23 protein-coding genes are annotated in these 25,100 nt (G+C 69.2%); 11 read left to right on the top strand and 12 right to left on the bottom strand.

The window, feature by feature from the left end; all coding sequences use genetic code 11:
• Positions 1–174: 174 nt before the first annotated feature.
• Positions 175–1,662: an alpha/beta hydrolase gene (locus QF035_RS05015; RefSeq protein ID WP_307530898.1), complete on the top strand. Its 1,488-nt coding sequence runs from the start codon at positions 175–177 to the stop codon at positions 1,660–1,662.
• A gap of 13 nt (positions 1,663–1,675) precedes the next feature.
• A complete protein-coding gene (locus tag QF035_RS05010) occupies positions 1,676–2,335 on the top strand; it encodes a hypothetical protein (protein WP_307518452.1) in 660 nt (219 codons plus the stop codon).
• A 125-nt stretch (positions 2,336–2,460) separates the two neighbouring features.
• Here QF035_RS05010 and QF035_RS05005 read toward each other — a convergent pair whose 3' ends face one another.
• The 5 genes from QF035_RS05005 to QF035_RS04985 form a co-directional block, all read right to left on the bottom strand.
• On the bottom strand, positions 2,461–3,018 hold the full coding sequence (locus tag QF035_RS05005) for a DUF1062 domain-containing protein (protein WP_307518450.1): 558 nt from the start codon (positions 3,016–3,018) through the stop codon (positions 2,461–2,463).
• A gap of 240 nt (positions 3,019–3,258) precedes the next feature.
• Complete coding sequence (locus QF035_RS05000; protein WP_307518448.1) at positions 3,259–3,903, bottom strand: class I SAM-dependent methyltransferase; 645 nt, start codon at positions 3,901–3,903, stop codon at positions 3,259–3,261.
• A gap of 73 nt (positions 3,904–3,976) precedes the next feature.
• The gene (locus tag QF035_RS04995) at positions 3,977–4,333 is read right to left on the bottom strand and encodes a VOC family protein (RefSeq protein WP_307518446.1); all 357 of its coding nucleotides are present in this window, start codon (positions 4,331–4,333) and stop codon (positions 3,977–3,979) included.
• Between the two features lie 30 nt (positions 4,334–4,363).
• Entirely contained in the window at positions 4,364–5,752 is a 1,389-nt protein-coding gene (locus QF035_RS04990) for a glycoside hydrolase family 43 protein (protein WP_307518444.1), read from the bottom strand.
• A 325-nt stretch (positions 5,753–6,077) separates the two neighbouring features.
• Positions 6,078–7,466, bottom strand: a complete 1,389-nt coding sequence (locus QF035_RS04985; RefSeq protein WP_307518442.1) for a hypothetical protein — start codon at positions 7,464–7,466, stop codon at positions 6,078–6,080.
• A 458-nt stretch (positions 7,467–7,924) separates the two neighbouring features.
• Here QF035_RS04985 and QF035_RS04980 point away from each other — a divergent pair, with 458 nt between their 5' ends.
• Both QF035_RS04980 and QF035_RS04975 read left to right on the top strand, forming a co-directional pair.
• Entirely contained in the window at positions 7,925–9,151 is a 1,227-nt protein-coding gene (locus QF035_RS04980; RefSeq protein ID WP_307518440.1) for a cytochrome P450, read from the top strand.
• Between the two features lie 11 nt (positions 9,152–9,162).
• Positions 9,163–9,363: a ferredoxin gene (locus QF035_RS04975; protein WP_307518437.1), complete on the top strand. Its 201-nt coding sequence runs from the start codon at positions 9,163–9,165 to the stop codon at positions 9,361–9,363.
• Positions 9,364–9,434: 71 nt separating this feature from the next.
• Here QF035_RS04975 and QF035_RS04970 read toward each other — a convergent pair whose 3' ends face one another.
• On the bottom strand, positions 9,435–11,063 hold the full coding sequence (locus tag QF035_RS04970) for an amidase (protein WP_307518436.1): 1,629 nt from the start codon (positions 11,061–11,063) through the stop codon (positions 9,435–9,437).
• 260 nt (positions 11,064–11,323) lie between these two features.
• Between QF035_RS04970 and QF035_RS04965 the strand changes: the two genes are divergently transcribed.
• The 3 genes from QF035_RS04965 (at position 11,324) to QF035_RS04955 (ending at position 14,990) form a co-directional block, all read left to right on the top strand.
• Complete coding sequence (locus tag QF035_RS04965) at positions 11,324–12,016, top strand: hypothetical protein (RefSeq protein WP_307518434.1); 693 nt, start codon at positions 11,324–11,326, stop codon at positions 12,014–12,016.
• Positions 12,017–12,737: 721 nt separating this feature from the next.
• Positions 12,738–14,018, top strand: a complete 1,281-nt coding sequence (locus QF035_RS04960; protein WP_307518432.1) for an MFS transporter — start codon at positions 12,738–12,740, stop codon at positions 14,016–14,018.
• Between the two features lie 207 nt (positions 14,019–14,225).
• Positions 14,226–14,990, top strand: a complete 765-nt coding sequence (locus QF035_RS04955) for an alpha/beta hydrolase (protein ID WP_307518430.1) — start codon at positions 14,226–14,228, stop codon at positions 14,988–14,990.
• Positions 14,991–15,047: 57 nt separating this feature from the next.
• Here the strand turns inward: QF035_RS04955 and QF035_RS04950 are convergent, their stop codons facing one another.
• The gene (locus tag QF035_RS04950) at positions 15,048–15,458 is read right to left on the bottom strand and encodes a VOC family protein (protein ID WP_307518428.1); all 411 of its coding nucleotides are present in this window, start codon (positions 15,456–15,458) and stop codon (positions 15,048–15,050) included.
• An 82-nt stretch (positions 15,459–15,540) separates the two neighbouring features.
• A complete protein-coding gene (locus tag QF035_RS04945; RefSeq protein ID WP_307518426.1) occupies positions 15,541–15,933 on the bottom strand; it encodes a helix-turn-helix domain-containing protein in 393 nt (130 codons plus the stop codon).
• Positions 15,934–16,114: 181 nt separating this feature from the next.
• Between QF035_RS04945 and QF035_RS04940 the strand changes: the two genes are divergently transcribed.
• From QF035_RS04940 to QF035_RS04925, 4 genes are all read left to right on the top strand, one after another.
• On the top strand, positions 16,115–16,759 hold the full coding sequence (locus tag QF035_RS04940; RefSeq protein WP_307530897.1) for a tellurite resistance TerB family protein: 645 nt from the start codon (positions 16,115–16,117) through the stop codon (positions 16,757–16,759).
• A gap of 274 nt (positions 16,760–17,033) precedes the next feature.
• Positions 17,034–17,915, top strand: coding sequence for an SGNH/GDSL hydrolase family protein (locus QF035_RS04935; RefSeq protein WP_307530895.1), 882 nt, complete (start codon positions 17,034–17,036; stop codon positions 17,913–17,915).
• Between the two features lie 117 nt (positions 17,916–18,032).
• Positions 18,033–19,394 (top strand): NAD(P)/FAD-dependent oxidoreductase, encoded by a 1,362-nt coding sequence (locus QF035_RS04930; RefSeq protein ID WP_307518424.1) that lies wholly within the window; start codon positions 18,033–18,035, stop codon positions 19,392–19,394.
• Positions 19,395–19,596: 202 nt separating this feature from the next.
• Positions 19,597–20,025, top strand: coding sequence for a cupin domain-containing protein (locus tag QF035_RS04925; protein WP_189843102.1), 429 nt, complete (start codon positions 19,597–19,599; stop codon positions 20,023–20,025).
• Positions 20,026–20,058: 33 nt separating this feature from the next.
• On the opposite strand, the gene QF035_RS04920 is transcribed toward QF035_RS04925, so the two are convergent.
• From QF035_RS04920 to QF035_RS04905, 4 genes are all read right to left on the bottom strand, one after another.
• On the bottom strand, positions 20,059–20,952 hold the full coding sequence (locus QF035_RS04920; RefSeq protein ID WP_307518422.1) for a Gfo/Idh/MocA family protein: 894 nt from the start codon (positions 20,950–20,952) through the stop codon (positions 20,059–20,061).
• 147 nt (positions 20,953–21,099) lie between these two features.
• On the bottom strand, positions 21,100–23,166 hold the full coding sequence (locus QF035_RS04915; protein ID WP_307518420.1) for an iron ABC transporter permease: 2,067 nt from the start codon (positions 23,164–23,166) through the stop codon (positions 21,100–21,102).
• Between the two features lie 41 nt (positions 23,167–23,207).
• Positions 23,208–24,188 carry an ABC transporter substrate-binding protein gene (locus QF035_RS04910; protein WP_307518418.1) on the bottom strand — a complete coding sequence of 327 codons (981 nt, stop codon included), beginning with the start codon at positions 24,186–24,188 and terminating at the stop codon, positions 23,208–23,210.
• On the bottom strand, positions 24,185–25,054 hold the full coding sequence (locus tag QF035_RS04905) for an ABC transporter ATP-binding protein (RefSeq protein WP_307518416.1): 870 nt from the start codon (positions 25,052–25,054) through the stop codon (positions 24,185–24,187). Before QF035_RS04905 ends, QF035_RS04910 begins: the two co-directional genes overlap by 4 nt.
• Positions 25,055–25,100 lie beyond the last annotated feature (46 nt).

Below are 25,100 nucleotides of genomic sequence, written 5' to 3'. Positions count from 1 at the left end.
GGCGTCGATGCGAGCCGGCTCGGTCGATGCGGGCCGGCTCGTCGGCGTCGAGGTCCAGGAGAGGCACCAGTGACGCCGCATCATGCTTTCGTACTGACGAACGTCACGGTCAAGTGGTGACATCACGCCCTGTCAGGTGAGCGTGAAGGCAGATGAGGTGGATGCATGACCTCGATGCACAGAACCTTGTCCCTCGCCCTCGCCGCAACCGCCGTGGTGGCGACCGCGGTAGCGGTGACCGCGATTCCGGAAGAGTCGGTGGCGGCGATGCCTGACACCGTGCGGTGGGGCCCGTGCTCGGAGAAGAAGGCCGCTTCACCGGCTGCTTCACCGCGTCTGGAGTGCTCGACACTCAAAGTCCCGCTGGACTACGGCAATCCCGACGGCCGAGAGATAGAGATCGCGATCTCCCGGCTGGCGAGCAGGGAGCCCTCGAAGCGCCGAGGCGTGCTGCTGACCAATCCAGGCGGCCCCGGCATCTCAGGACTCGGCTACCCGGCCGTTCTCGCCGCCTCGGGGCTGCCGCAGAAGGTGCTGGACTCCTACGACGTGATCGGCTTCGATCCGCGCGGCACCGGCCGCAGCACGCCGGTGACCTGTGACCTGACGCCGGCACAGCGGAACCGCGGCAACCTGCCGCCGTACGCGCACACCGCGGCCGATGTCGCGCGGGCGGCGGGGAACGCGCGGACCATCGCCAGGCAGTGCGCTGCCTCGAAGACGGGATCGATGCTGCCGCACACCACCACCGCGAACACCGCGCGCGACATGGACCGCATCCGGGAGGCACTGGGCGAGCCGAAGCTCTCGTACCTCGGTGGGTCCTACGGTTCCTACCTCGGTGCGGTGTACACGACGCTGTTCCCGGGGCGCAGCGACCGGATCGTGCTCGACAGCAACCTGGGCCCCGGCGGTTACGACGTCACGGCCATGCGGTCGCTCGCCCGTGGAATGGAGGACAGGTTCCCGGACTTCGCGGCGTTCGCGGCCGCGCGCCCCGAGTACGGTCTGGGCACCACGCCGGAGCAGGTGACCGCGAAGTTCTTCGAGCTCGCGAAGCGGTTGGAGGGGAAGCCGGTCCGGGGCATCGACGGGACGTTGTTCCGCGGGATCACCTTTGACCGCCTCTACAGCGATGCGTCCATGCCCGTGTTGGCCGAGATGTGGCAGGCGCTCGACAAGGATCGGCCGCTGCCGCCCGACACCCCGCCGTCGATGGACAACATGGAAAACTTCATGGCCGCTCGTTTCTATGTGATCTGCGGTGATTCTCGCTGGCCGGGGACGGTCCGGGAGTATCAGCGCGATGTCGCGGCCGACCGGCTGAGGTACCCGATGCTGGGCGGGTCGGCGGCAAGCATCGGACCGTGCGCGTTCTGGCCGGACGAGCGGGTCGAACCGCCGGTGCGCATCGGTGACCGGGGTCCGTCGAACGTGCTCATGGTGCAGAACGAGCGCGACCCGGGAACGCCGCTGGCCGGCGCCCAGAAGCTGCGGCAGACGTTCGGGAAGCGGGCCACGCTGGTGACGGCCGACCAGGGCGGGCACGGTGTCTATCCGTTCGGCCCCAACACGTGCGCGAACGACGCGGTGACGGCGTTCCTGACCACCGGGCACCGCCCGTCGCAGGACCTCGCCTGCGCGGCGGAGCCCAGCAAGTAACGGGAGCGAAGGCATGCTCAAGGAATGGCGGCATCGTCGGGCCGTGCGGCGGGTCATGCCCGGGGACGGGCGATCGTTGAAGCGTTTCCGCTGGTGGCAGGTTCTTACTCGCGCACTGTTCCATCTTCGGCTGATGGACGACGACGGTCGGCAGGCGGTCTATGCCGTCGACGTCAGGCATCAGAACTACTCGTCCTCGTCCGGCCGGGTCATAGCCCACCTGTACCTCGATGGCAGGCATCACGCCGAGTCCACAGTCCCTGCCGTTTTCCCCGTCCAGGACGGCACCGTCAAGGTGAGGACGAGCGGCTTCGGGCTCAAGCGCTGCCACTACGTCACTGCCGAGGGGGCCGAGTTCCAGCTCACCCCGGACCCCGCCTCCGCCGAGGGGCGCCGCGCGCGTTTCGACCGCGCGCACCCCGCATTGAGCCGCTGTATCGGTTCCCTGTCGGCAATCGTGCTCGTCATCGGCCTGGTTCTCCTGATCCTTCAGCTCGCCGAACAGGTCACCCGGGATCCGGAGGGCGTCGCCCAGTACGTCGGGACCTTCACCTCGCCCATTGATCTGACGGCATGGGGCAACGTCGTGATCGGGGTGGCCACTGTGGCGGCCAGCACGGAGCGGGCGCTGCGGCTGCGCTACAGCCGGCTGCTCGACGGGGCGGCGGGCTGAGCTCGACGGAGCTGACTTGGGCCTGACGGGTGGGCGCCCGTGAACACGCTCGCCCTCGAAAGGCCGGCCCACCAGGGGCCTGTCCGGCGGGACTTGCCGGACAGGCCCCTGGTCCCTAGGGGGGCTCAGCGCTTGAGCGTGAAGGTGAAGTCGCCGGAGAGCTTGCCGCTCAGCCGGATCGCCGACACGAGGTTCCCCTCCGTGATCAGTCTCCCGACCTCGGCCCGCGGAAGACCGAAGCCTTCGGCGATCAGCCGCACCGGCCGGACAGGGATCCGCGCCGTGAAGCGGACCGACACATCGATCACATCGCTCACCTCGCGGTCCAGGTGATCCGGTCCGCCGGTGTCGAGACGCCAGGCGTTGTCCCAGTCGAGGGCGATGCGATTACGGCGTCGCACGACCGGATCCTGGAGCAACTCGGCTGCCAGACCAGGGTCGTTGTCGTGCAGCCGGTCCAGCAGCTCAGCTCGTACGGAGCGCACGTTCATCCGCTCCAGGACCGTGAGCTTTGTGGTTTCCCCGCAGGTGGTACAGAGCGCGAGGAGCCAGGCGTCGATGAGCTTGTGGTGTGCGTTGACGCGAAATTTGCCGTTCGCCCGGAAGCGCTCGGACGCGCACGCGTGGCAACGGCGGAGAACCAGCGGTAGGCAGGTGGGCATGACCACCCAGTCTTCGAGCACAGAAGTACACCGGTTTCAGTGAGAAGTCCGCAGCAAAAAGGAGCGCGGCGCAGATGCGCGACGCGCGACGATTCAGCACTCGGGGGGTCTCACACGGTGTACAACGGCACGTCCTTGCCCAGACGACTTGGTTCGGCAGCACGGTAGTGGCGCACAGCGGCGCTGCTCCACTGGTTTTTCGAGCGCCTCACGCCGGGTTCCGTCCGGCGGATCATGGACTGGGCCAGAGCCGAAACGTGGCTAGGTGAAGGTGGCGGAACGTGGTTCTGCGATGCCGACGAAGAACTCCTCCCGTGTCCGGATGTCGGCGGACCACCCCAACTCGGCGAGTTCGCCTGTGAGTTCCTCCGGATCGTGGAAGACCTTCACGATGCGGTACTCGCTGCCGTCGTCGAGTCGACGCACTTCCGCGGCCACGTCCTCACGGGCGGCTGCGGAGGGGCCTTCGTCGATGAAGATGGCTTTGCCGTGCGGTGCGAGTGCGGCAGCCACGGTGTTCCAGAAGTCGCCGAGCCGGGACGGCGGGACATGGGAGAGCCAGAAGGCGAAGAACACGGTGTCGTACCGGCGCGGCGGCTGCCAGTTGAACACGTCGACGCGCTCGAACCGGACGTCGGCGGAAGCTGTCCGTGCTTGTGCGATACCCAGCACCTCCGGTGACGCGTCGACAGCGGTGACCGAACTCGCCCGCGCGGCCAACGCTCCAGTCCACTGCCCCGTTCCGCAAGCCAGCTCCAGCACGTCCCCGGCAATCGGCAGGTCGTCGACCACAGTCAGCAACTCGCGGAGATCCTCACGCTCGGCATAGACCCGGTCGTACTCGGGCGCGCGGGCTCGGTAGTAAGCCATCTGTTCCGTCAGCAGGGCATCCTCATTGACTGCCATGACGTCGACCCTAGTGTGATCGGTCGCTTCACCACTGATCCCAGAACAAGCCAATGCATGGCGCTGGGAGGGATCAGCCCCTGATGACGCAGAAGGGGTGGCCGGCCGGGTCGGTCAGGACCCGCCATCTGTCCTCGTTCGGCTGGTGATCCGGCTTGCCCGCGCCCAGGTCCAGCAGCCGGGCCTCGGCCTCGTCCAGGTCGTCGACCGCGAAGTCGAGGTGAAACTGCTGGGGAACCGTCTGGTCGGGCCAGCGCGGAGCCTGGTAGTCGTCGACCCGTTGAAAGCCGATGGTGAGCCCGTTCTCGCAGGTGAGAGCAGCGAAGTCGGCGTCGGATTTCGGGTGGGGTTCGAGGCCTGTGGCCTGCTGGTAGAAGGCCGCCAGAGCCAGTGGATCAGGGCAGTCGAGTGTGATCGCGCTGAGCTTCATCTGCAGAGCATCCCAGGGGATGTGGGCCCATCAATAGCCGACGCGGAACGTCGCGTCCTGCTGTTCGGTTGACGTCGAGATCGGGTCGATGCGCAGCACGTAGTTGGCGTGGCGGATGTAGCGAGTCGGGTTGTTGTACGAGCGGAAGGACGACCAGGAGCTGTCCGCGAGGCCCGCCGTGCGGTAGAAGGTCGCGTCGCCCGCATACGTCGACGTGCCGTCGTTGACGTCGGGTTGGAGCTGGTAGTTGTAGTGCCGCAGATAGCGGGTGGGGTAGTTGACCGACTGGAAGGAGACACCGGAGCTGTCGGCCAGACCCGGAACGAGCTTCCACTGCGAGTCGGTGTACAGGTCGAAGGGGTACGTGTCGATGCGGGCCGCGTAGTTGGCGTGGCGCACGTAACGGTCCGGGAAGTTGTACGACTTGAGCCGGTTCCAGGTCGGCGCACCCCACTTGGTGAGCAGGTTGTTGTACTCGGCCGTGGTGATCGTCGCGATGCCGCAGTGCTTGGAGTTGACCGGCTGGGTGTAGGTCTTCTGGTCGAGCGCGGTCCAGGTGCCCGAGGCAAGGTTGGAGGACTGCCAGGCGTAGAAGACGCCGTTGGGGGTGTACGTGTCACCCCACAGGTACCAGGTGTTCGAGGTCAGTGACTTGAACACGGTCGGGGCCTCGGTGCCGCCGTGTGCGACGCCCGCGCTGAACTCGGTGAAGCTGCCCGGGGCGAGAGAGCTGGACCTCGCCGCCACCAGTGTCTGGTTCTTCTTGAAGAAGAGGTAGTTGACGCCGTTGACGCCGACGGCCATGTTGCCGTCGATGACGTCGTAGCCGGGGTCGAAGAAGACCTGCGGGGCCGAGGCGGTCACGAAGTCGCTGGTGTAGTTCACCATGATCACGTTATGGCCGCTGGAATTGACCGAGGAGTAGATGACCGCGTACTGGCCTCGCCCTGCGTCCCAGAACGCCTCGGGGGCCCAGCTGTGGGTGGTCATGTCGTGGAGCTTGAGGCGGCGGTAACCGGTGAAGGTGCGCAGGTCGGCGGAGTCCCAGACATGGATGTACTGGCTGTTGTAGCTCCAGTCCGTGCCCTTGAGGTCGGTGGCGATGGCGACGAAACTGCCGTCCTGCTTGCGCATGAGGAACGGGTCGCGCAGACCGAGGGCGCCCGCGGTGGGGGTGACCACGGGGTTGTTCTGGTTCAGCGGCGTCCAGTTGAGCGAGTCGGTGCTGACGGCGAGGTGAAGGCCGTAGTCGGTGCCCGCGCCGAGGCTGGTCGACTCGGTGAAGTAGCACATCACGTACGCCGAGTCGGCCGCGTGGGCGGTGCCGGCGCCGAGGGTCAGTACGCCGGACACGGCCAGGGGAGTGGCGGCGGCCATACCGAGGAAGAGGCGGCGGGACGGCTGGGGTCTTGCGCTCATCTTGGTCTCCAGGCGGCGTACGGGGGCGGGTGAGCGGCTGCGCGGCGAGGGCGAACCGGGACGTGAAGGAAGCAGCCAGGCAAGCGAGTTGGCCGATATTTCGAACCAGGTTCGGAAAGTCGATCAGAAGGTAGAGCGCTGTTCAGCGCGCGTCAATCACTCTGTCGAGGCTGTGGTGAATCTGTGCCGCCGAGGGCTGTGGGCCTCCGGTCGCGAGGAGGTGCCGGGTTCGACGGATCGACCGAAGCGGACGGACTGCGGTGCGAGTGGCGTGGTGATGCGGCTGCGGGTGTCCTCGACGGGGCCCGCGCTCGATTGATCCGCGTCAGCGGGGGATGCCCGCGTCATCCAGGAATTGGTGCATGACTTCCGCGGGAAGGCCTGGGTTGCTGAGGGCGTAGGAGGAGGTCTCCGGGTTCCCGCAGCTTTCGAGGATGAGGTCGACCGGCAGTGCGGGGTGTGCGGCTGCCACGGCGCGTACAAGATCGTCGGGGTCGGCGAGCAACCGGACCAGAACGTCGACGGGTGCTTCGGGGTCCAGCCCCACCAGCCGTCGCTTCGCTGGATCCGGGTCGTCGGCGAAACGTTGCCCGTTGCCCGCGCGCGGGAAGTTGGGGTGGCCCTGCAGAGCGCCCTTGGTGATGACCTGGCAGTCCAGATAGGTCTGCAGCACCACCTCGCTGTCGACGGTCGGCTGGTTCTCGCACAGCAGGAGTCGTACGGGGTGGTCGTCGTCCTTCGAGAGCAGGTCGATGGCGTCGGCAGGCAGGTGCGGGCTGTAGGTGGCGCTGCGCCGTAGCAGAGTGTTGGCCGACTTGGCGCATTGGCGCAGGACATCGGGATCGGCGCAGAGGCGAACCCATTCGACGGGATGGAGCCGGTCGGACGGGCCGATGGTGACGGCGGCGCGTTCCGACTCCGTCAGTTCGGGGCGGACCGATACCGCCAGCCGTACCCTGTGCTCGTCGTCGTCCGCCAGCTCCCGGACGATATCGATGGGAACGTTGAGGTTGGCCGCCAGCTCTCGCCGGTCCTCCGCATCGGCGCCGGCTGCGAGCCGTTCGGCGGTCGCGGTGCTCATGGCGCCGCAACGGATCACTGTCCACCGGTCGAGGCTGTCGATTCCTGCGTCCAGAAGCAGGTCCGTGTACGTCGCGTCTTCGCGGCAGGCCTCGATCATGGCCGCCTGGCGGACTGAGTCGTCGGCGTCGCCGAGCAGACAGCTTCGGGTGTCCTCCGGGAGCAGGGCCCACTCGCGGCAGGCCGCCCGGCGAAGGTCCGCTTCCTGATGGTCGGCGAGCCCGGCGACCAGGCTCGGAGCCGTGTGGTGGCAGAAGGCCGCGTTTCGGCGGACCTTCGGATCCGGATCGGCGAGCAGACGCTGCTGGGTGGACAGGGGCAGTGGCGGCGTGGGGACTCGGAACCAGTCGGGTCCGATGGCCAGACCGAGGCGGACGTATGGATCGGGATCGTCCACGAGCCTGGCGCGTTGTTCCGCCGGTACCGAGATGTTCTCGGTGAGCAGAGCCCGCACCCTGCGGTCGGGGTGCGCGACCATGGCATCGACCACGTCGTCCGGCAGAGCGCGGTAGGCGATCGTGCCTCGTGCCGCCTCGGCTTCCTCGCACAGCAGCCTGGTCAGGACGTCGGCCGGTGCCGCGGGATTTCGCGCGATCGCGGCGATGGTCTCGCGGTGACCGCAATCTCCACACATGCTGGGCCTCCCTGTTCGCCAACGGCCGTCGCGGGTCCGCAGATTGTGCGCATGTCGTGTGTGCGAGGTCAACGTCGATGATCATGCTCAGTCGCACGTCCAGAGACCGACGAGCGGCTTTCAGGGGCAGGGAGTGCCGCTGCCGTGCCGCTACCCAGCTGTTCTCCAGCCTGATCGGTACGTGTCCTCCGACGGCCCGAACCGAAGCGGTGCAGGGGGCAACGGCGAGGCCGATACTGCACAGCGCCGCCAGGCGCACAACCACGGGTGACCAACCCTCAACACTCCTGAGTTCGGGCAGGCGGCCCGAAAACCCTCCCTCACTCGCACACCGGAGCGGTTAATTCCGGTCAGATTGTCCCCTTCGCGGATCTGGCTGAAGTCGATGTCACCTCATTAGATGCCCGCGGCATCTAATGAAGATCGGTACGACGCACCCTTCGTCCGCGAGGTCTTCGATGACAGACATGACGGATACGGCAGACGTGAGGCCGCTCTCGGCGCCCGTCGCCTTCCCCCAGGACCGCACCTGTCCCTTCCAGCCGCCCACGGCCTACGACCCCCTGCGCGCCGCCCGACCGCTCGCCCGCGTGACCCTCTACGACGGCCGGACCGTCTGGCTGGTCACCGGCCGTGACGTGGCCCGCAGCCTGCTCGCCGATTCCCGCCTGTCGTCCGACCGCATGCGCCCCGGCTATCCGGCCACCTCGCCGCGCATCGTGGCGTTCCGCGACCGTCGGGCCGCCCTGCTGAACGTCGACGACCCCGAGCACCACGCCCAGCGGCGGATGCTGGTCCCGAGCTTCACTCTCAAGCGCGCCGCCGCGTTGCGGCCGGCCATCCAGCGGATCGTCGACGAATGCCTCGACGCGATGCTCGCGCAGGGCCCGCCCGCCGAGTTGGTGAACGCCTTCGCGCTCCCCGTCCCCTCGACGGTGATCTGCGAACTGCTCGGTGTCCCGTACGCCGATCACGAGTTCTTCGAGGAGCAGTCCCGTCGGCTGCTGCGCGGCCGGGACCTGGACGAGGTGCGGGACGCGCGCGACCAGCTCGACGGCTACCTCGGGGCGCTGATCGACCGCAAGTCCGAGTCACCCGGCGGCGACGGTGTCCTCGACGCCCTGGTCCACGAACAGTTGCGGGAGGGCGCGGTGGACCGCGAGGAGGCGGTCGCGCTCGCCACGATCCTGTTGGTCGCCGGCCACGAGACGACCGCCAACATGATCTCGCTGGGCACGTACACCCTGCTCCAACACCCCGAACGGCTCGCGGAGTTGCGGGCCGACCCGTCGCTGTGGCCCGCGGCCGTCGACGAGTTGATGCGGATGCTGTCCATCGCGGACGGACTGCTGCGGCAGGCCACGCAGGACATCGAGGTGGACGGGACGACGATCCGCGCCGGCGAGGGCGTGGTCTTCGCGACCTCGGTCATCAACCGCGACGGGGAGGTCTACGCCGAACCCGACACCCTCGACTGGCACCGCCCCACCCGCCATCACGTGGCGTTCGGCTTCGGCGTCCACCAGTGTCTCGGCCAGAACCTCGCCCGTGCCGAAATGGAGATCGCCCTGCGTTCCCTGTTCGAGCGGGTGCCCGGGCTGCGGCTCGACGTGGCGCCGGACGAGGTCCGCTTCAAACCGGGCGACACGATCCAGGGAATGCTGGATCTGCCCGTGGCCTGGTAGGGGGTCTCCTCATGCACATCGACATCGACACGGACGTATGCATCGGCGCCGGCCAGTGCGCGATGTCCGCCCCGGCCGTATTCACTCAGGACGACGACGGCTTCAGTACCCTCCTGCCCGGACAGGAGAACAGCGCCGACCCGATGCTCCGCGAGGCGGCCCGGGCCTGCCCGGTCGGCGCCATCAAGGTGTCGGAGACCGCGCGACCGTGACTGCCGTGGTGTCCCCTTGGGCAAGTGGCCACCACGGCTACGCCGCCAACGCGTCGTTCCCGTCCGTCGGGTCAGAAACCGACATCGGCGTCCCGGTACGTCGGCGGCCGGCGGACGCGGGAAGCCTGCTCGTAGGCGTGGGCGAGGCGGAGCAGAACCGGCTCGCTCCACGCCGTACCCATGAAGGTCAGGCCGACCGGCAGGCCGAACGCGAAGCCGGCCGGGACGCTGATCGCGGGGTATCCGGCGAGCGCGGCAGGCGTCGACGAGCCGCCGCCGTAGCTGTCCCCGCGGATCAGGTCGATCTTGGCCGGTGGTCCGGTGGTCGGCATGACGAGGGCGTCCAGGTCGAAGCGCCGCAGCACCGCGTCGATCCCCTCGGTGCGTGAGAGCCGGTGGTTGGTGGCCAGGGCCTCACGGTATTCGCGTTCGGTGAAGTCCAGCTCGTGCACCGCCTCCAGGCCGTCCTGCCGCACGTAGCGCAGTTCGCGGTCGGCGTGCGCACGGTTGAACGCGATCAGCTCCGCCAGGCTGCGCGGATGGTCACCGGGAGCGGCGGCCAGGTAGGCGTTGAGTCCACGCTTGATCTCGTACGCCTGGACGACCATCGAGCTGGGCAGGTCCTCGAGCTGCTCGGCTGTCGGGATGTCGGCAGGGTCGACCACCGTCGCCCCGGCCTTGCGCAGTGTGGCGATCGCCCGCTCCGCGATCTCGTCGGCGTGGTGGCTGTAGCCGAAGTACACCGCTCGCGGTACGCCGATGCGGGCCCCGCGCAGCCCGTCGGCGTCGAGGAAACGGGTGTAGTCACGATGGAAGTGGCCCCGGCTCGCCTCGGTCGCCGGATCACGGTCGTCGATCCCGACGAGCGTGCCGAGCAGGATCGCGGCGTCCCGGACCGTACGCGCGATCGGACCGACACTGTCCTGGCTCGGCACACCGGGGATCACACCGCCGCGCCCGACCAGTCCGACGGTCGGCTTCACCCCGACCACGCAGTTCGCCGAGGCCGGGTCGATGATCGAGCCGTTGGTCTCCGTACCGATTCCGGCGACGCACAGGTTGGCCGCGGCGGCGACCGCGGTTCCTGAACTGGACTCGTTCGGCGACCGGTCCAGTTTGTAGGGGTTACGGGTCTGGCCGCCGCGGGCGCTCCAGCCGGCGTGGTGGGTGAGCGACATCCCGCCGGCCCACTCGCTGAGATTGGTCTTGCCGAGGATGACGGCGCCGGCCGCGCGCAGCCTGGCGGCGACCCTGGCGTCTGTCGCCGGCCGCAGGCCCCGCAGGGCGAGCGATCCGGCCGTCGTGTGCATCCGGTCGGCGGTCTCCACCAGATCCTTGAGCAGGATGGGCATGCCGTGCAGGGGTCCACGGCGGTCTCGCTCGGAGTCCAAGCGCCGGGCCTCTCGCAGTGCGTCGGGATTGACCTCGATCACCGCGTGCAGGAGCGGGTCGACGCGTTCGATGCGCTCCATATAGTGGCGGGTGAGCTGTTCGGCGGTGAGCCGTCCTTCGTCCATCCGACGGCGAAGCTCGACGATGCCGAGCTCGTCCAGGTCTGTGGCCGCCGCGCGTGCCGTGTCCGCGGCTCGTCCCGTGGTCGAGGCGTCGGCACGGGCGGGGACTGCGCCGAGCCAGGGTGCGGCGGCTGCGGCGGTGCCGAGCGCGAGCACAGTACGGCGTGGGGCGTTGTTCCGGTCCATTCGGTGCGGCTCCTGCGACGAGGTGATCGATACGCACCTTCACGCTAGAAGCGTGGCCGAGGATTTTCGCTGCGGCTGTCCCCCGGCTCTGTGGGGAGAGCAGCCCCCGGTCACCTCGGGGGGCCAGCCGGAATGTCTCCGGACGGCAGACCTCTGCGGGCCATTCCTCCACTTGTGTGGATTCAAGTCGTTTGTCTGGTGCGGGTGTTGAGTCGCGGTTAGCGTGCCTTGACCGATGTGCCTCAAGGGGGAGCAAGTAGATGCATAAGACAGGTATCCGCAGGATTCTGGCGCGACTGGGCGTCGCGCTGCTGGCGGCCACAGGACTCGTCCTGACCGGACCGAGCGCCGCACAGGCCGGCACCGTCGTCGACATCCCGGCGCCCACTCCGGGCGGCGTCTCCATGACGATGAAGTTCTACGGGGCGGTCGTGCCCCAGCCCTACACTCCGGATCCGGACGCCGCGTACAACGAACCGAACACCTGCCAGCTGTACTTCCGGCAGTTCGACCCGTCCTCCGGCTGTGGTGGCTTCAAGCTCGGGACGGTGCTGCACAACGTCCGCGAGCAGCCCGGCTACAAGGCGGGACTGGCGGGTACCGGATACTTCGACGCGTATGCGGACACCGACCGCACCTTCGGCTGTCTGCGTCCTGACGGCAGCTTCGACCACTCGACCGCCTTCGTCGTGCACCAGGACCAGCGCCGCCTGTCCCCGGTCTACGTGGAGGGCGGCGCCGCCAACCTCGTGCAGCGGCTCCGGGACTATCCTGACGGCGAATACGGGCCCAACTGGTTCGTCAACTTCACCCCGATCGTGGACGTCGACTGCCCGGCCGGCATGACCCCGATCCAGTACGGGCTCAAGGTCAGCAACGTGCGGGTGTCGATCGACGACCCCGAGATCTTCGGTACGACGACGTGGGCCTACCCGGGGCCGTTCTACGCGTAGAACGTCGAAGAACCGGCGCGTACGAGGGCCTGCCTGGCCCTGAGAGGCTCCCAGGCCCTCGTACGTGACCCTGGGCGGTCGGTCCGGGACGACCCGAACTGTCCATCTCTGCAGTGGAGTTGACGCCCGCGGCCGGGCACCGGTGCGGACATGACGCGGAAAAGTCGTGCGCAATCCGTGGTTGATTGCGCAACAAGGCTTATGGCAAGGTCACTTCACAACTGTCGGGCGTGCCGCTTCATACCGCAGGCCTGATTTCCCTCTTGCCCCCACTCGAGTGGAGTCCGCGTGCCCAAGAGCTCGCACCCCGGCGTGGACGGACAGCGTCCCCGTCACAGTCATACCCGCCGCCGAGCGGAGCGGCACGCGCGGGGCAACCGGCATCCCCTCGGTGCGCGGTCACGGGAATCCCAGAGGCATGTCCGACGAGGCTACGCAGCCGTTCAAGGGCCCGCGCCGACGGTGCGCGGACGGCGGTGCGAAGGCCGCGTACCGCGTACGAACAACCCCTGATGCCCTGCTGATCGAGTGCGGAGCCTCCCGCTCGACACGGCCGACGACGGAAGCTCCCCGAGGGCCGGACGCCGCCTTGCAGGAACGGCTTCGGCACATACTTTCCGGCTTCAGGCCAAGAATCTTCGACCGGGTCCTTCATGCGACGGGCCGCCGGGTCGGCCCCTCCCCTTTGTCATGCCACCGCTGACTGAAAGCACCCCACTCCGTGACCATCTCGATTTATGAGGGCCTACCGGCCGGTCGGCACGCAGCCATTCCCCAAGGCAGCCTGCTCCGCCGGGTATACGCACCCAGAGCCTTCGACGCGCTCGCTTTCTCCATGTGCACCTACGCCATGCCGCTCCTGGTGCTGGCCACGACCAAGTCGGCCTCTCTGACGGGTCTCGCCTTCGCGCTGGAATGGCTTCCGCGGGTTGCGGCCTTCGGCCTGGCGGGCGACCTGGTCGACCGGCGTGGAGCCGCGATCGTGTTCTTCCTCGCCTCCCTGGCACGGGCGCTGCTCGTGGCGGCGGGAGGCGTCGCCCTGTTCATGCTTCCGAGCGGGACGGCCGAAACGGTCACCGTGATGGCGCTGGCCGCCGGAACAGGTGCCCTGACACAGTTCAGTTTCATCGCCAACGAAGCCGTGGGCGCGATCGTCAGCCGGCGAACGGCAGGACAGGCGCACAAGGTGCAGGCCGTGCTGATCGGCATCGACCAGACCGCCACGCTCACCGGGCCCGCGCTGGGAGGTGTGCTCCTGCTCGCCGGGCCGAGCCATATGCTCGCCGTCCTCGGAGTGTTGTCCGTCCTCGCGGCCTGTCTCGCCCTGCAGACCCCGCCGACGCCACTGCGCGGCTCGGCGAAGAACGGTGTGCGACGGGAAGCAGGGCTCAAGACCGGCTGGCACACGCTGATTTCACTGCCCGTGCTGAGCTGGCTCGTGGCCGGGCTGGTCGTCTCCAACCTTGCGCTCGGGCTGTTGCAGGCCGCCAGCCCGATCATCGTGATCGAGCGCTTCGGGCTGACCTCGGCAGCCGTGGGCACGCTCTGGTCGGCGGCAGCGGCATCCACCCTCCTCGCCGTCGCGGCCTGCCGATTCGCGCTCAACCGGCTGGGCCTGTGGGGCGTCGGCGTGGTCTGCTCCACCGTCGCGTCCGCGGCTTGCCTCGCCCTGGCACAGGCGCCCACCTACATCTCGTACGTCCTGGTCATGGCGCTCTTCATGGCCGCGGACGGCGGCCTGACGGTCGTACTGCGCACACTGCGCTCCCTCCTCATACCGCCGGCCGCCTTCGGAAGCACCCTCTCTCTGACCATCCTGCTCCTGCTGCTGCCCTTCCCGGTCGCGGGAATCGTGGTTGCCCTGACACCGTTGTCGGCGCTCCAGCACGCCATCCTGGTGTGCGGCATACTCCAGGCCCTCGCCCTCGGCCTGGCGTTCCTGCGGCTGCGGGGCGATCCGGTCCTGCGCGGCTCCGGCAACATGGCCCGGGCGACGGCCTGACGGCGAGGCGGCCTCAGGGCCAGGAAAAGGGCTGGGCGGGACAACGCCCGGACTGCTAGCTTGCATTCGATCGTGACATCGAGCGAGGAGGTGAGACCCATGAACGCTGTATCCATGTGGGTGCTCCCCCTCCCTTCACGGTCGGGCGATTGACACAGGTGTCGCCGGGAGCGCCTCGACAAGGCACTCCCGAAAGGCAACACCCCCATGAATTCTGTGCAATTCACCGCGGAAACATCGTCGAACGGTCTCCGCGAACGCGACTTCACCGTAGGTGAGATCCCCGGCGTGCTCTGGTCGCCCGCCTCCGGCTCCGATCGCGCGCCCCTGGTGCTGCTGGGCCACGGCGGCGGCACGCACAAGAAGGCGCCGGCGATGACGGGCCGCGCACAACTCCTCGTCGCCGGCTGTGGTTTCCACGTCGTCGCCATCGACGCGCCCGGTCATGGCAGCCGGCCCCGCACGGCTCATGACGAGCAGGAGATCGCCCTGATGCGGCAAGCCATGGCGGCGGGCGAACCGGTCGGCCCGATCGTCGTCCGGTACAACTCCCACCTGGCGGACCGTGCCCTACCGGAGTGGCGGGCGACCCTGGACGCCCTCCAGGAACTGCCGGAGATCGGCGCCGACGGGCCGGTCGGCTACTTCGGTCTGAACATGGGCACCGCGATCGGGGTGCCGCTGACGGCGGTCGAATCCAGGATCACCGCCGCGTCCTTCGGCCTCCACTGGCCCGACGCCCTGGCCGAGTACGCGCGGCGGATCACCGTACCGGTCGAGTACGCGCTCCAGTGGGACGACGAGCACATCCCACGCGAGTCCGGTCTCGCGCTGTTCGACGCCTTCGCCTCGAAGGAGAAGACGTTGCACGCCAACGCGGGCGCGCACAAGGAACTGCCACGGTTCGAGGCCGACAGCGCGGTCCGGTTCTTCGCCCGGCATCTCGGCCGGGCCATGACGTCACCGGCGTGACCTGACGGGTATGGGCGTCCGGCCACAGGCCGGGCGCCCACACCGCTGTCAGGAGCCCTACGCCTTCGGCTGGGTGAAGCGGATGCTGTTGCCGAAGGGGTCGCGGAGCCCGCAGTCGATTCCGTACGGACGCTCGGTGGGTTCCTCGGTGAACTCGACGCCCCGGGCCAGCAGCTTCTCGTACGTCTTCCGGCAGTCGTCGGTGGTGAAGATGAGGTGGCCGCCCATCGCCCCCTTGGTCAGCAGCTCCCGTACCTGCTGCGCCGTCTCCTCGGACAGCGCCGGAGGGCCCGGCTTCTCCAGCAGGATCTGGCGGTCGGGGTGACCGGGGACGTTGACGGTCAGCCAGCGCATGAAGCCCAGGGACACGTCGGTGTTGACCTCCAGGTCGAGCTTGCCCACGTAGAAGTCGAGGGCCTCGTCCTGGTCGAGGACGTAGATCTGCGAGTGCGTGATGGCGGTGAACATGTGCATCACGCTATCGAGCCGACCGGACGAAAACTTATCCAAAACTGCTCAGCCGACGGGACGGTACGGCTCGTGCGGACGGTCAGCCGCTCGGACGCGTCCACGCCATCGTGAAACACGTCGGCACGGGCGCGGTCACCGCTGCCCGGCGGTATGCCCTCGGCGAGAAGCCGACGATGTCGCGGAACGTGCGACTGAAGGTTCCCGGGCTGCCGAAGCCCACCTGGAAGCAGATGTCCGTCACGCTGCGGTCGGTCTCCCGCAACAGGAACATCGCCCGCTCGACCCGGCGGCGCTGCAGATAGCGGTGCGGTGTCTCGCCGAACGTGGCCCGGAAGGTGCGTGTGAAGTGCGCCTGGGACACATGGGCGATCCGGGCCAGGGCCGGGACGTCCAGCGGCTGCGCGTAGCCACGGTCCATCGCATCCCGTGCCCGAAGCATGCGACGGTTGCTCTCCTCTGCGGCACGACTCACGAAGCCATCACATCACGGACCTCCGCGGCCCGTGAAAGAGGCCGGAGACCAGGATTGTTTTACGTTGCCTTTGCCATTTGGGAACCCTGGTGGCCGCGAAGAGCGTTCACTTGTCGCGGGGCGTGAACCAGCGCGACCGATGATCAGTACCGGACAGGCAACAGAAGCCGAGGTGGCAGTAGTGGCGATGTGGGACCGGCTCAAGGACCAGGCCAAGAACCTCCAGCAGTCCCAGAGCGGCAGGGGATCGGGGGGACAGGGGCAGGCCCCTCACGGCCAGGGCCAGGCCCCCTATGGGCAGGGCCAGGCTCCGTATGGGCAAGGCCAGGCTCCGTATGGGCAGGGTCAGAGCGGTGGCCATGCGCCCGGTTCGTCCTCCGGTGGCTCCAAGGCCAAGCTGGTCGGGCTGCTCAAGTCCCAGCTCGCGTCGGTCAAGACCGAGCTCAAGAGCGGCGCCTACCGGGACGCCAGCATGGCCATGTGCGCGCTCGTGGCCGCGGCCGACGGACATGTGGAGCAGGCGGAGAGGCAGCGGGTGGAGGAGCTGATCGTCTCCAACGAGGTGTTGCAGAACTTCCCGGCGGACCAGCTTCGCCAGCGTTTCAACAAGCACCTGGACCAGCTCATCGCCAACTTCGAGGTGGGCAAGGCCGAAGCGCTGCGGGAGATCGCCAAGGCCGCCAAGAAGCCGGTGGAGGCCCGCGCGGTCATCCAGACGGGCATCGTGGTCGCGGGTGCCGACGGGCACTTCGACCAGTCCGAGCAGTTCGCCATTCGCGACGCCTGCGCAGCCCTCGGTCTGTCACCCACGGAGTTCGGCGTCTGACAGCTGCCGCCGCCGCCGACTCAGCTGCCGCCGACTCCACCCCCCCTCCGGAGTCGGCGGCCCCGTGACGTCGGCGGCCTCGTGGTCACGCCGAAGGGGATCCACGGCGTGAACCCGTTCCTCCTGCGTCCTACGCGCCTCTGTCCTGGGGGCGAACTGGCCGGTATACAAGTTCAGTCACCGTGCAAGGGCGCGCCGTCGGCGGCCCGGCTCGCGGTGTCGGACCCAGGGGGGAATCTTGAAGAACCGTCGCACCCAGTCCGGCAGCACGGCAATGAACCGCCGACGGGCGACCGCCGTGGGAGCGGCGGTCAGCGGCTGCGCCCTCGTCGTCGCGTCCGCGGCACCTGTCGCGGCGCACGGTGGCGGCCACGGCCGAGGTACGGACTACGTCTCGCTCGGGGACTCGTACACCTCGGGGCCGGGGATCCCGACGCAGGTGGACGCGAACTGTGCCCGCTCCGACCACAACTACCCCTCACTCGTCGCCGCGGAGCGCAGAACGTCCACGTTCAAGGACGTGAGCTGCGGCGGCGCCACCACCGAGCAGATGTGGAAGGCACAGGGGACCAACCCTCCGCAGCTCAACGCGCTGCAGCGGGACACCGACCTGGTGACCGTCCAGATCGGCGGCAACGACATCGGGTTCAGCTCCATCATCAGCACCTGCGCCCAGCTGAGTTCGCAGGACCTCGCGGGGGACCCGTGCCGGCGTCACTTCAAGTCTTCCGGGGTCGATCAGCTGACGCTGAGGATCCTCGAAACGGCACCCAAGATCACCCGCGTGCTGCGGGCCGTGCACGCCAGGGCGCCGCACGCCCGCGTGCTCGTCGTCGGGTACCCCGCTCTCCTGCCGGACGACGGCAGCGGCTGCTACCCCTCGGTGCCGTTCGCGGCCAAGGACTTCCCCTATCTGCGCGACACCGGCAAGCGCCTCAACCTGATGATGCGCGTGGTGGCGCGGTTGAACGGGGCCGAATACGTTGACACATACGGACCCACGATCGGACACGACATGTGCAAGGCCCCGGACATCCGCTGGGTCGAACCGCTGCGACCGGCCTCGCCCGCGGCCCCGGCCCACCCCAACGCCAAGGGCGAGGCGGCCATGGCGGGTGCCGTGCTGCGGAGCCTGAGCAAGGGGCACGGGCACTGACGGACCTCCCGCGAGGAGCCCGTCCGCTCGCCTCATCGGAGGATCACCACGTGCGAAGGAGGGACTCAGGGGGCAGAGGGACCGTGGGAAGACAGAACGTGCGCGGCCGGTGAAGGGATGGACATCGTGGTACGACCGAAGATCCTGGTGGTGGGAGCGGGCTTCGCGGGAGTCGGATGCGTCCGGCGCCTGGAGCGCAAGCTCGGATCCGACGAGGCCGACGTGGCGCTGGTGACACCGTTCTCCTACCAGCTCTATCTGCCCCTGCTCCCACAGGTCGCCTCAGGAGTGCTGACTCCGCAGTCGATCGCCGTGTCCCTGCGCCGCAGCCGCAAGTACCGCACCCGCATCATCCCCGGTGGTGCCATCGGTGTGGACCTCAAGGCCAAGGTCTGTGTCGTCCGCAAGATCACGGGCGAGATCGTCAACGAGCGGTACGACCACATCGTGCTGGCACCGGGCAGTGTCACGCGCACCTTCGACATCCCGGGCCTCACCGACAACGCCCGCGGTATGAAGACGCTCGCCGAGGCCGCGTACCTCCGTGACCACGTCATCTCACAGCTCGACCTCGCCGACGCCAGCCAGGACGAGACCGAGCGGGCGGCGCGCCTTCAGTTCGTGGTGGTCGGCGGCGGCTACGCCGGTACGGAGACCGCCGCGTGCCTCCAGCTTCTGACGCACCAGGCCGTCAAGCGCTACCCGAGGCTCGACCCGAAGCTGATCAAGTGGCACCTGATCGACATCGCGCCGAAGCTGATGCCCGAACTGGGCGACAAGCTGGGCCGCAGCGCCCAGGAGATCCTGCGCAGGCGGGGCATCGACATCTCGCTGGGCGTCTCCATCGCGAAGGCAGGTCCGGACGAGGTCACCTTCACAGACGGCCGGGTGGTCCCGACCCATACGCTGATCTGGACCGCCGGAGTCGCTGCGAGCCCCCTCATGGCCACCCTGGGCGCCGAGACGGTCAAGGGGCGGCTCGCGGTCAGCTCCGAGATGTCCCTGCCCGGCCACGACGGCGTATTCGCACTCGGCGACGCCGCCGCCGTACCGGACGAGGCCAAGGACACGGAGGGCGCCATCTGCCCACCCACCGCTCAGCACGCGATGCGCCAGGGCAAGCACGTCGCCGACAACGTCATCGCGTCCCTGCGCGGACAGCCGATGACGCCGTATGTCCACAAGGACCTGGGACTCGTCGTCGACCTCGGCGGCTCCGATGCCGTGTCCAAGCCGCTCGGTGTCGAGCTGCGCGGCCTGCCCGCCCAGGTCGTCGCCCGCGGCTACCACTGGTCGGCGCTGCGCACCAATGTGGCGAAGGTCCGGGTGGCGACCAACTGGGCGCTGAACACAGTGGCCGGCCACGACTTCGTGGGCACCGGACTGCTGTCCCGTTCGTCCGCGAAGCTGCGGGACTTCGAGCACACGAACGCGTACCTGACCCCGGAGCAGATCCGGGAGCGCACCGAGACCGGGTGACGCGAGGGGCGCGAGCGTACGCGGCCCGGTCGGCACACGAGTGGCCCGGAGCGATCCGGGCCACCGGGTGTGGACGGCGACACGCGGGGGCAGTGAGCCTGTCGGGCCCAACTCGTCGGAAAGGCCGACGAGTTGGCCGATCCGGAGGAGGATCCCCGTGAGCAGCACGTCTCGGCTGGGCAAGGTCCGCAGAACGTTCGTCATGACCGGCTGCGCGGTCGCCCTGGTCTTCGGGTCGACGTCCGCACTCGCCACTCCCGGCAGCGGGGTCACCGGCACGATCCTCGCCCAGGGCACCTCGGCCGGAACACTGAAGGTCAAGGCCAAGGGGCGCACGGACGTCATAGTCCGGTCCATCACCATCGCGCCGGGCGGCACGACGGGCTGGCACTACCACCCGGGCCAGCTCATCGCCGTCGTCAAGTCGGGCACACTCACCCGCACGCTGCAGGACTGCTCGGTGGAGGTCAGCCAGGCGGGCACATCGTTCATCGAGCCGGCCGGGTCCCGTCACGTCCACGTCGGGCGCAACCTCGGGACCGAGCCGGTCGAGTTGTACGTCACCTACCTCGTGCCCAAGGGCAGCCCGCTGTCCCTCGACGCGGACGCCCCGGCGTGTGCCGGGAGTTAGGCACACGTCGGAGCATTCGGTTCCGTCGTACTCTCAGCGGACCTGGGGAGCGCTGCCCAGCTGTGCTTCCGCATCCGTGAGGATCTCCGTCACCCGCAGGCCGAACGCGGCGTCGCACGGATGCGGGCGACCGGTGCGGGCGGCTTCGAGGAGGGCGTCGGCGGCCCGGGTGAGAGCCTCGACCGCCCCTTCGGCGGACCCCGGAAGGACGGTCACCCCGGCCTTGCCCCGCAGCTCGACGGCGGCTCCGGCGGCCGCGGGCGGGGCCGTCAGGCTGAGAGTCAGCGTGCTCGACGCTCCGCTGACGTGGTGGAGCACCAGGTGAACGGTGTCCTTCGGGCCCCGGGCGGCGGCGGCCACGCGCTCGACGTCGCCGAGCACCGGCATCAGCACGGACAGGGCGTGCGGGCCGACATCCCAGAGTCCGCCCTTCTCCTGCCGCCACGGCGACGCGGCGAACGGGCTGTCACTGGTGAACACGGCGCCGAGCCACTCGGCCCGTGCGGTGAACCAGCCCTCCGTGGCGGCCTGATCGGCGATCCAGGCCTGGATCTCGGGCTGGAAGCGGCTGGTGAAGAAGACGACCGAGGCCACGCCGGCCTGCTCGACCGCCTCGACGACGGCGCGCCCCTCCTCCACGGTCGCCGCGAGAGGCTTGTCCAGCAGCAGATGGCAGTTGGCCCGCGCGGCGCGCGCCGCGAGCGGTGCCTGCACGGACGGAGGCAGGGCAATGGCAACCGCGTCCACCTCGGCGAGGAGGGCGTCGACATCCTCGTACGCGCGTGTCCCATGACGGTCGGCCAGCGCCTTGGCCGCGTCGGCGCTCCTGCCCCACACCCCCACGAAGTCCAGTTCGCGATGCCCGCTCAGGGCGGGAGCGTGAGCCATGTCGGCCCAGGGTCCAGTACCGAGCAGTCCGATGCGCATGCCGCCACCTCTCGTCGTGCCTGTCTCGTACGGCGGCCGCCGTCCGTGATCGTCCGGCTCCACCCGGAGTGAGCTTTTCACGCAGGCCCGGACGCTGCCCAGCCCCACCCACCGCACCGGAGACCGCGAGTACGCGGTCCTGCGGGGTTAGCGTCGGCTCCGTACCAGCAGATACAGGAAGTACGGCGTGCCGATGACCGCCGTCATCAGGCCGGCGCCCAGTTGGGCGGGGGCGATGACCGTCCGGCCGAGGAGGTCGGCCGTGCAGACGAGCGCGGCGCCGAGGAGGACGGCGACCGGCACGACCCGTACGTGCCGCCGGCCCACGAGGGCACGTGCCGCGTGCGGGGCCACGAGTCCCACGAAGCCGATGGTGCCGGCCGAGGCGACGGCGGTCGCGCTGAGCAGGACGCTCACCACCAGGAAGCCGAGCCTGGCCGGGGACAGCCGCAGGCCGAGGAGCCGCGGGGTGTCCGCGTCCAGGGAGATGAGGTCCAGCTCGGTGCGCCGGGCGACCGCGACGACAAGGCCCATCACCAGCACGAGCGCGACGGGCAGGACGTCCGGCATGGTCCGGCCGTACGTCGAACCGGACAGCCAGGTCAGCGCCTTGGTGGCGTTGAACGGGTCGGTGAGCACGATGAGCAGGCTGACCAGTGCCGTCGTACCGGCGGCCATGCCGATGCCGACGAGGACCAGCCGGTTCTGCTGGTAGCCGCCCCGGGCGGCCAGCCCGAAGACGATGACGGAGGTGATCGCGGCGCCCGCGAACGCGGCTCCCGCGACGCTCCAGGTGCCGGCGACGGGCACGGTCGTGACGAGGAGTACAGCGCCCAGTGCGGCTCCGCCGGAGACGCCCAGCACTCCCGGCTCAGCGAGCGGGTTGCGGGTCACGGCCTGCACCAGCGTGCCGGCCAGGGCGAGCGCCGCGCCCGCGCACAGGGCCGCGAGCACCCGGGGCATCCGGGTGTCGAGGACGAAGGACACGGTCTGACCGGCCCGCCCCTGCGCCCAGTTCACGACATCGCCGAGCAAAAGCTTGCTGTCGCCCAGCAGCGCGCCGGCGATCGTGACGCCGACGACCACGGCGACAAGTACGGCCAGCGTGACCAGGAACGCCGCCCGGCTGGGGATGCGCAACCGGTCCGGTGCCTCGGCCCCGGACGTGTCCCGCAGCCGCAGGGCCATCACCACCAGGAACACCGCGCCGATGAGGCTGGTGACGACGCCGGTGGGGACGGCGACGGCCGTGTCCGAGGGCACCAGGGCCCGCAGCAGCACGTCCGAGCCGAGGACCAGGCCCGCGCCGACCACACCGGCCACGGGCAGGTTCTTACGGGTGCGGACGAGACCCCTGAACCGGCGGGCGAGCGGACGCACCAGGGCCGGTGCGCACAGACCGACGAAGCCGATGGGCCCGGCCAGTGTGACCGCCGCCGCGGACAGCAGCGTTGCCAGTACGACCACGGTCACGCGGGTGGCCCGGACCGGGACGCCCAGTCCGCGCGCGGCGTCGTCACCGAGGGCGAGTGCGTCGACCCGACGGGCGGTCAGCAGCAGGCCGACGAGCCCGACCAGGGCGACGGGCAGCATCTGCAGGACACCGTCGAAGCCGTTCTGGCTGATGCTGCCCTGGTTCCACTGGTACAGGCCCTCGGTCTGCTCGGGGAACAGCAGGAGCAGGCTCTCCGTCATGGAGGTCAGGCCCAGCGCCAGCGCGGTGCCGGCGAGGACCAGTCGTACGGTTCCCGTGCCGAGGCCGGACAGGGCGAGTACGACGGCCGCGGCCAGGAGCCCGCCGGTGAAGGCGACCCCGGAGGAGGCGAGCAGCGGGAGCGAGGCGCCGGTGGCGCCGACCAGCCCGAGCGCCAGGTACGAGCCGGCGTTCACTGCGAGGGTGTCGGGAGCGGCGAGCACGTTGCGGCTGACGGCCTGCAGCACGGCGCCCGCCACGCCGAGGATGACGCCGACCAGGATGCCGGCGGTCATCCGCGGCAGCCGGGAGGCGATCACGACCGACGCGTCGGACGGATCGGCCTGCCCGGTCAGGGCCTTGAACACCTCGGCCGGTCCGACGGCCGCGGTGCCCTGGGTGATGTCGACGACGGCGAGGACGGCGACCAGGAGGACGAGCCCGGCCGCCACCGCGACCGCGCCCGTCCGGGACGCGGCCGTCGGCGGACGGGTGACGGGGGGCGTTGTGGTGACGGCCATGGCTCCGCTACTTCGTCTGCTTCTGCTTCTTTCCGGGTCGTCTACTTCGTCAGCGCGTCGACGACGGCGTCGATGTACGCCTCCATCGACTGGGGGCCGCCGAACATCCAGATGCCGTCGGGCAGTCGGTGCACCTTGTCGGCTTTCACGAACGGCAGGGACTTCCATACGGCGTTCTTCGCCAGCGCGCCGGTGAAGGGCGTGCTGCCCTTGTCGCCGTCGTTGCCTATGTAGGCGAACCGGACGTCCTTCGGCAGGGCGGTGAGCCCCTCGACGTCGGTGGTACCGAGGCCGTAGGCGGCGTCGCCCTTGATCTTCCAGGCGTTCTTGAGGCCGATCTGCTCGTTGACGGCCCCGATGAGCGAGCCGCTGGTGTACGGGCGCAGGGAGACTTGGTTGGAGGTGACGTAACCGTCGGCGAAGGCGAAGTCCGTGCCGTCGAGACCGGCGTCGGTCAGGGCCTTCTTGCCCTCGGCGACCTTGGCCTCGAAGTTCGTATGGGCCGACTTGGCCTTGTCGGTGGTGCCGGTGGCCTTGGCGATGAGGTCGAGGTTCTCCAGCATCTGACCGACCTGGTCCGAGGCGTCGGCGGACTTGATCCCCAGCACCGGGGCGATCTTGCGCAGCTGCTTCACGGCCGCGGGCGGCAGGTCGGAGGAGGCCACGATGAGGTCGGGCGAGAGGGAGGCGACGGTGTCCATGCTCGGCTCGCCGCGCGTGCCGATGTCCTTCGGCTCGTTCTTGAGCGGGACGGCGGTGTCCCAGGTCTTGTAGCCCTTGACGTCGGCGACGCCCACGGGGTCGACGCCGAGCGTGATGAGGCTCTCGACCTCGTTCCACTCGGTGGCGACGACCTTCGTGGCCGGGCCGTCGAGCTTGAGCTTCGCGCCGGTGGAGTCGGTGAGGGTGATGGCCTCCGACTTCTTCTCGGACTTGTCCGCGGTGGGCTCGGTGGTGCCGCAGGCGGCAAGGGCGAGCGCGGCGGCGGTGGTGGCGGCCGCGGTGAGCAGGAGGCGTCTCATGAGGTGGTGCCGAGCCTTTCGGTTCGAGTGTTCCGTGTGTGGTGGCGGCCGATCGGGCGGGTGCGCAGTCGGCCGGTGAGGGGGTCTGTGTCGACGTCTATCCGGATGCCGTAGACAGCGGTCAGGCGTTCCGGTGTGAGGACGTCCTCGGGCAGGCCGTCGGCGACGATCCGGCCCGCTTCGAGCAGCGTGATGCGGTCGGCGATGGCCGCCGCCTGGTCGAGGTCGTGCAGGACGACTCCGACGGCGATCCCGTGGTCGTCCGCCAGGTCGCGGATGAGGTCGAGGAGTTCGATCTGGTAGCGCAGGTCGAGATAGGTCGTCGGCTCGTCGAGCAGCAGCACGCCGGTCTCCTGGGCGAGGCAACTGGCGAGCCACACCCGCTGCAACTGGCCGCCGGACAGATGGTCGGCGCCCCGCTCGGCGAGGTCCGTGACACCGGTCAGGGCGAGCGCCCGGTCGATCGCGGCCGACGCGTCCGGATCGGGTCGGCCGAAGCGGCCCCGGTACGGGTAGCGGCCGAACTCGACGACGTCCCGCACGGTCAGTCCGCTGGGCGTGGGGCGGCCCTGGGTCAGCAGGGCGACGTGGCGCGAGAACTCACGGGCGCTCAGGGCGAGGCCGTCTGTGTCGCCGTCGATCCTGAGCGTGGCGTGACGGCCCCGCTGCAACCGGGCGATCGTCCGCAGGAGCGTCGACTTGCCGCTGCCGTTGGGACCGACCAGAGCGGTCACCTCGCCGGGCCGGAGCGCGACCGCGGCGTCGTGTACGACGTCGACGCCGTCGTACGACACGGTCACACCCGTGGCCGACAGCTCATGACCGCGCAGACGAGGGGTGTCGGCTGCTTCTTCACCAGATCTCACGCGATGAAGGTTAGCCTAACCTAAATTCGCCTTGACGGGGGTGGTC

This window comes from Streptomyces umbrinus (assembly GCF_030817415.1).
Taxonomy (GTDB): domain Bacteria; phylum Actinomycetota; class Actinomycetes; order Streptomycetales; family Streptomycetaceae; genus Streptomyces; species Streptomyces umbrinus_A.
The sequence above is the reverse complement of the archived record's forward strand: the minus strand, read 5'-3'. Positions and strand labels throughout refer to the sequence as shown.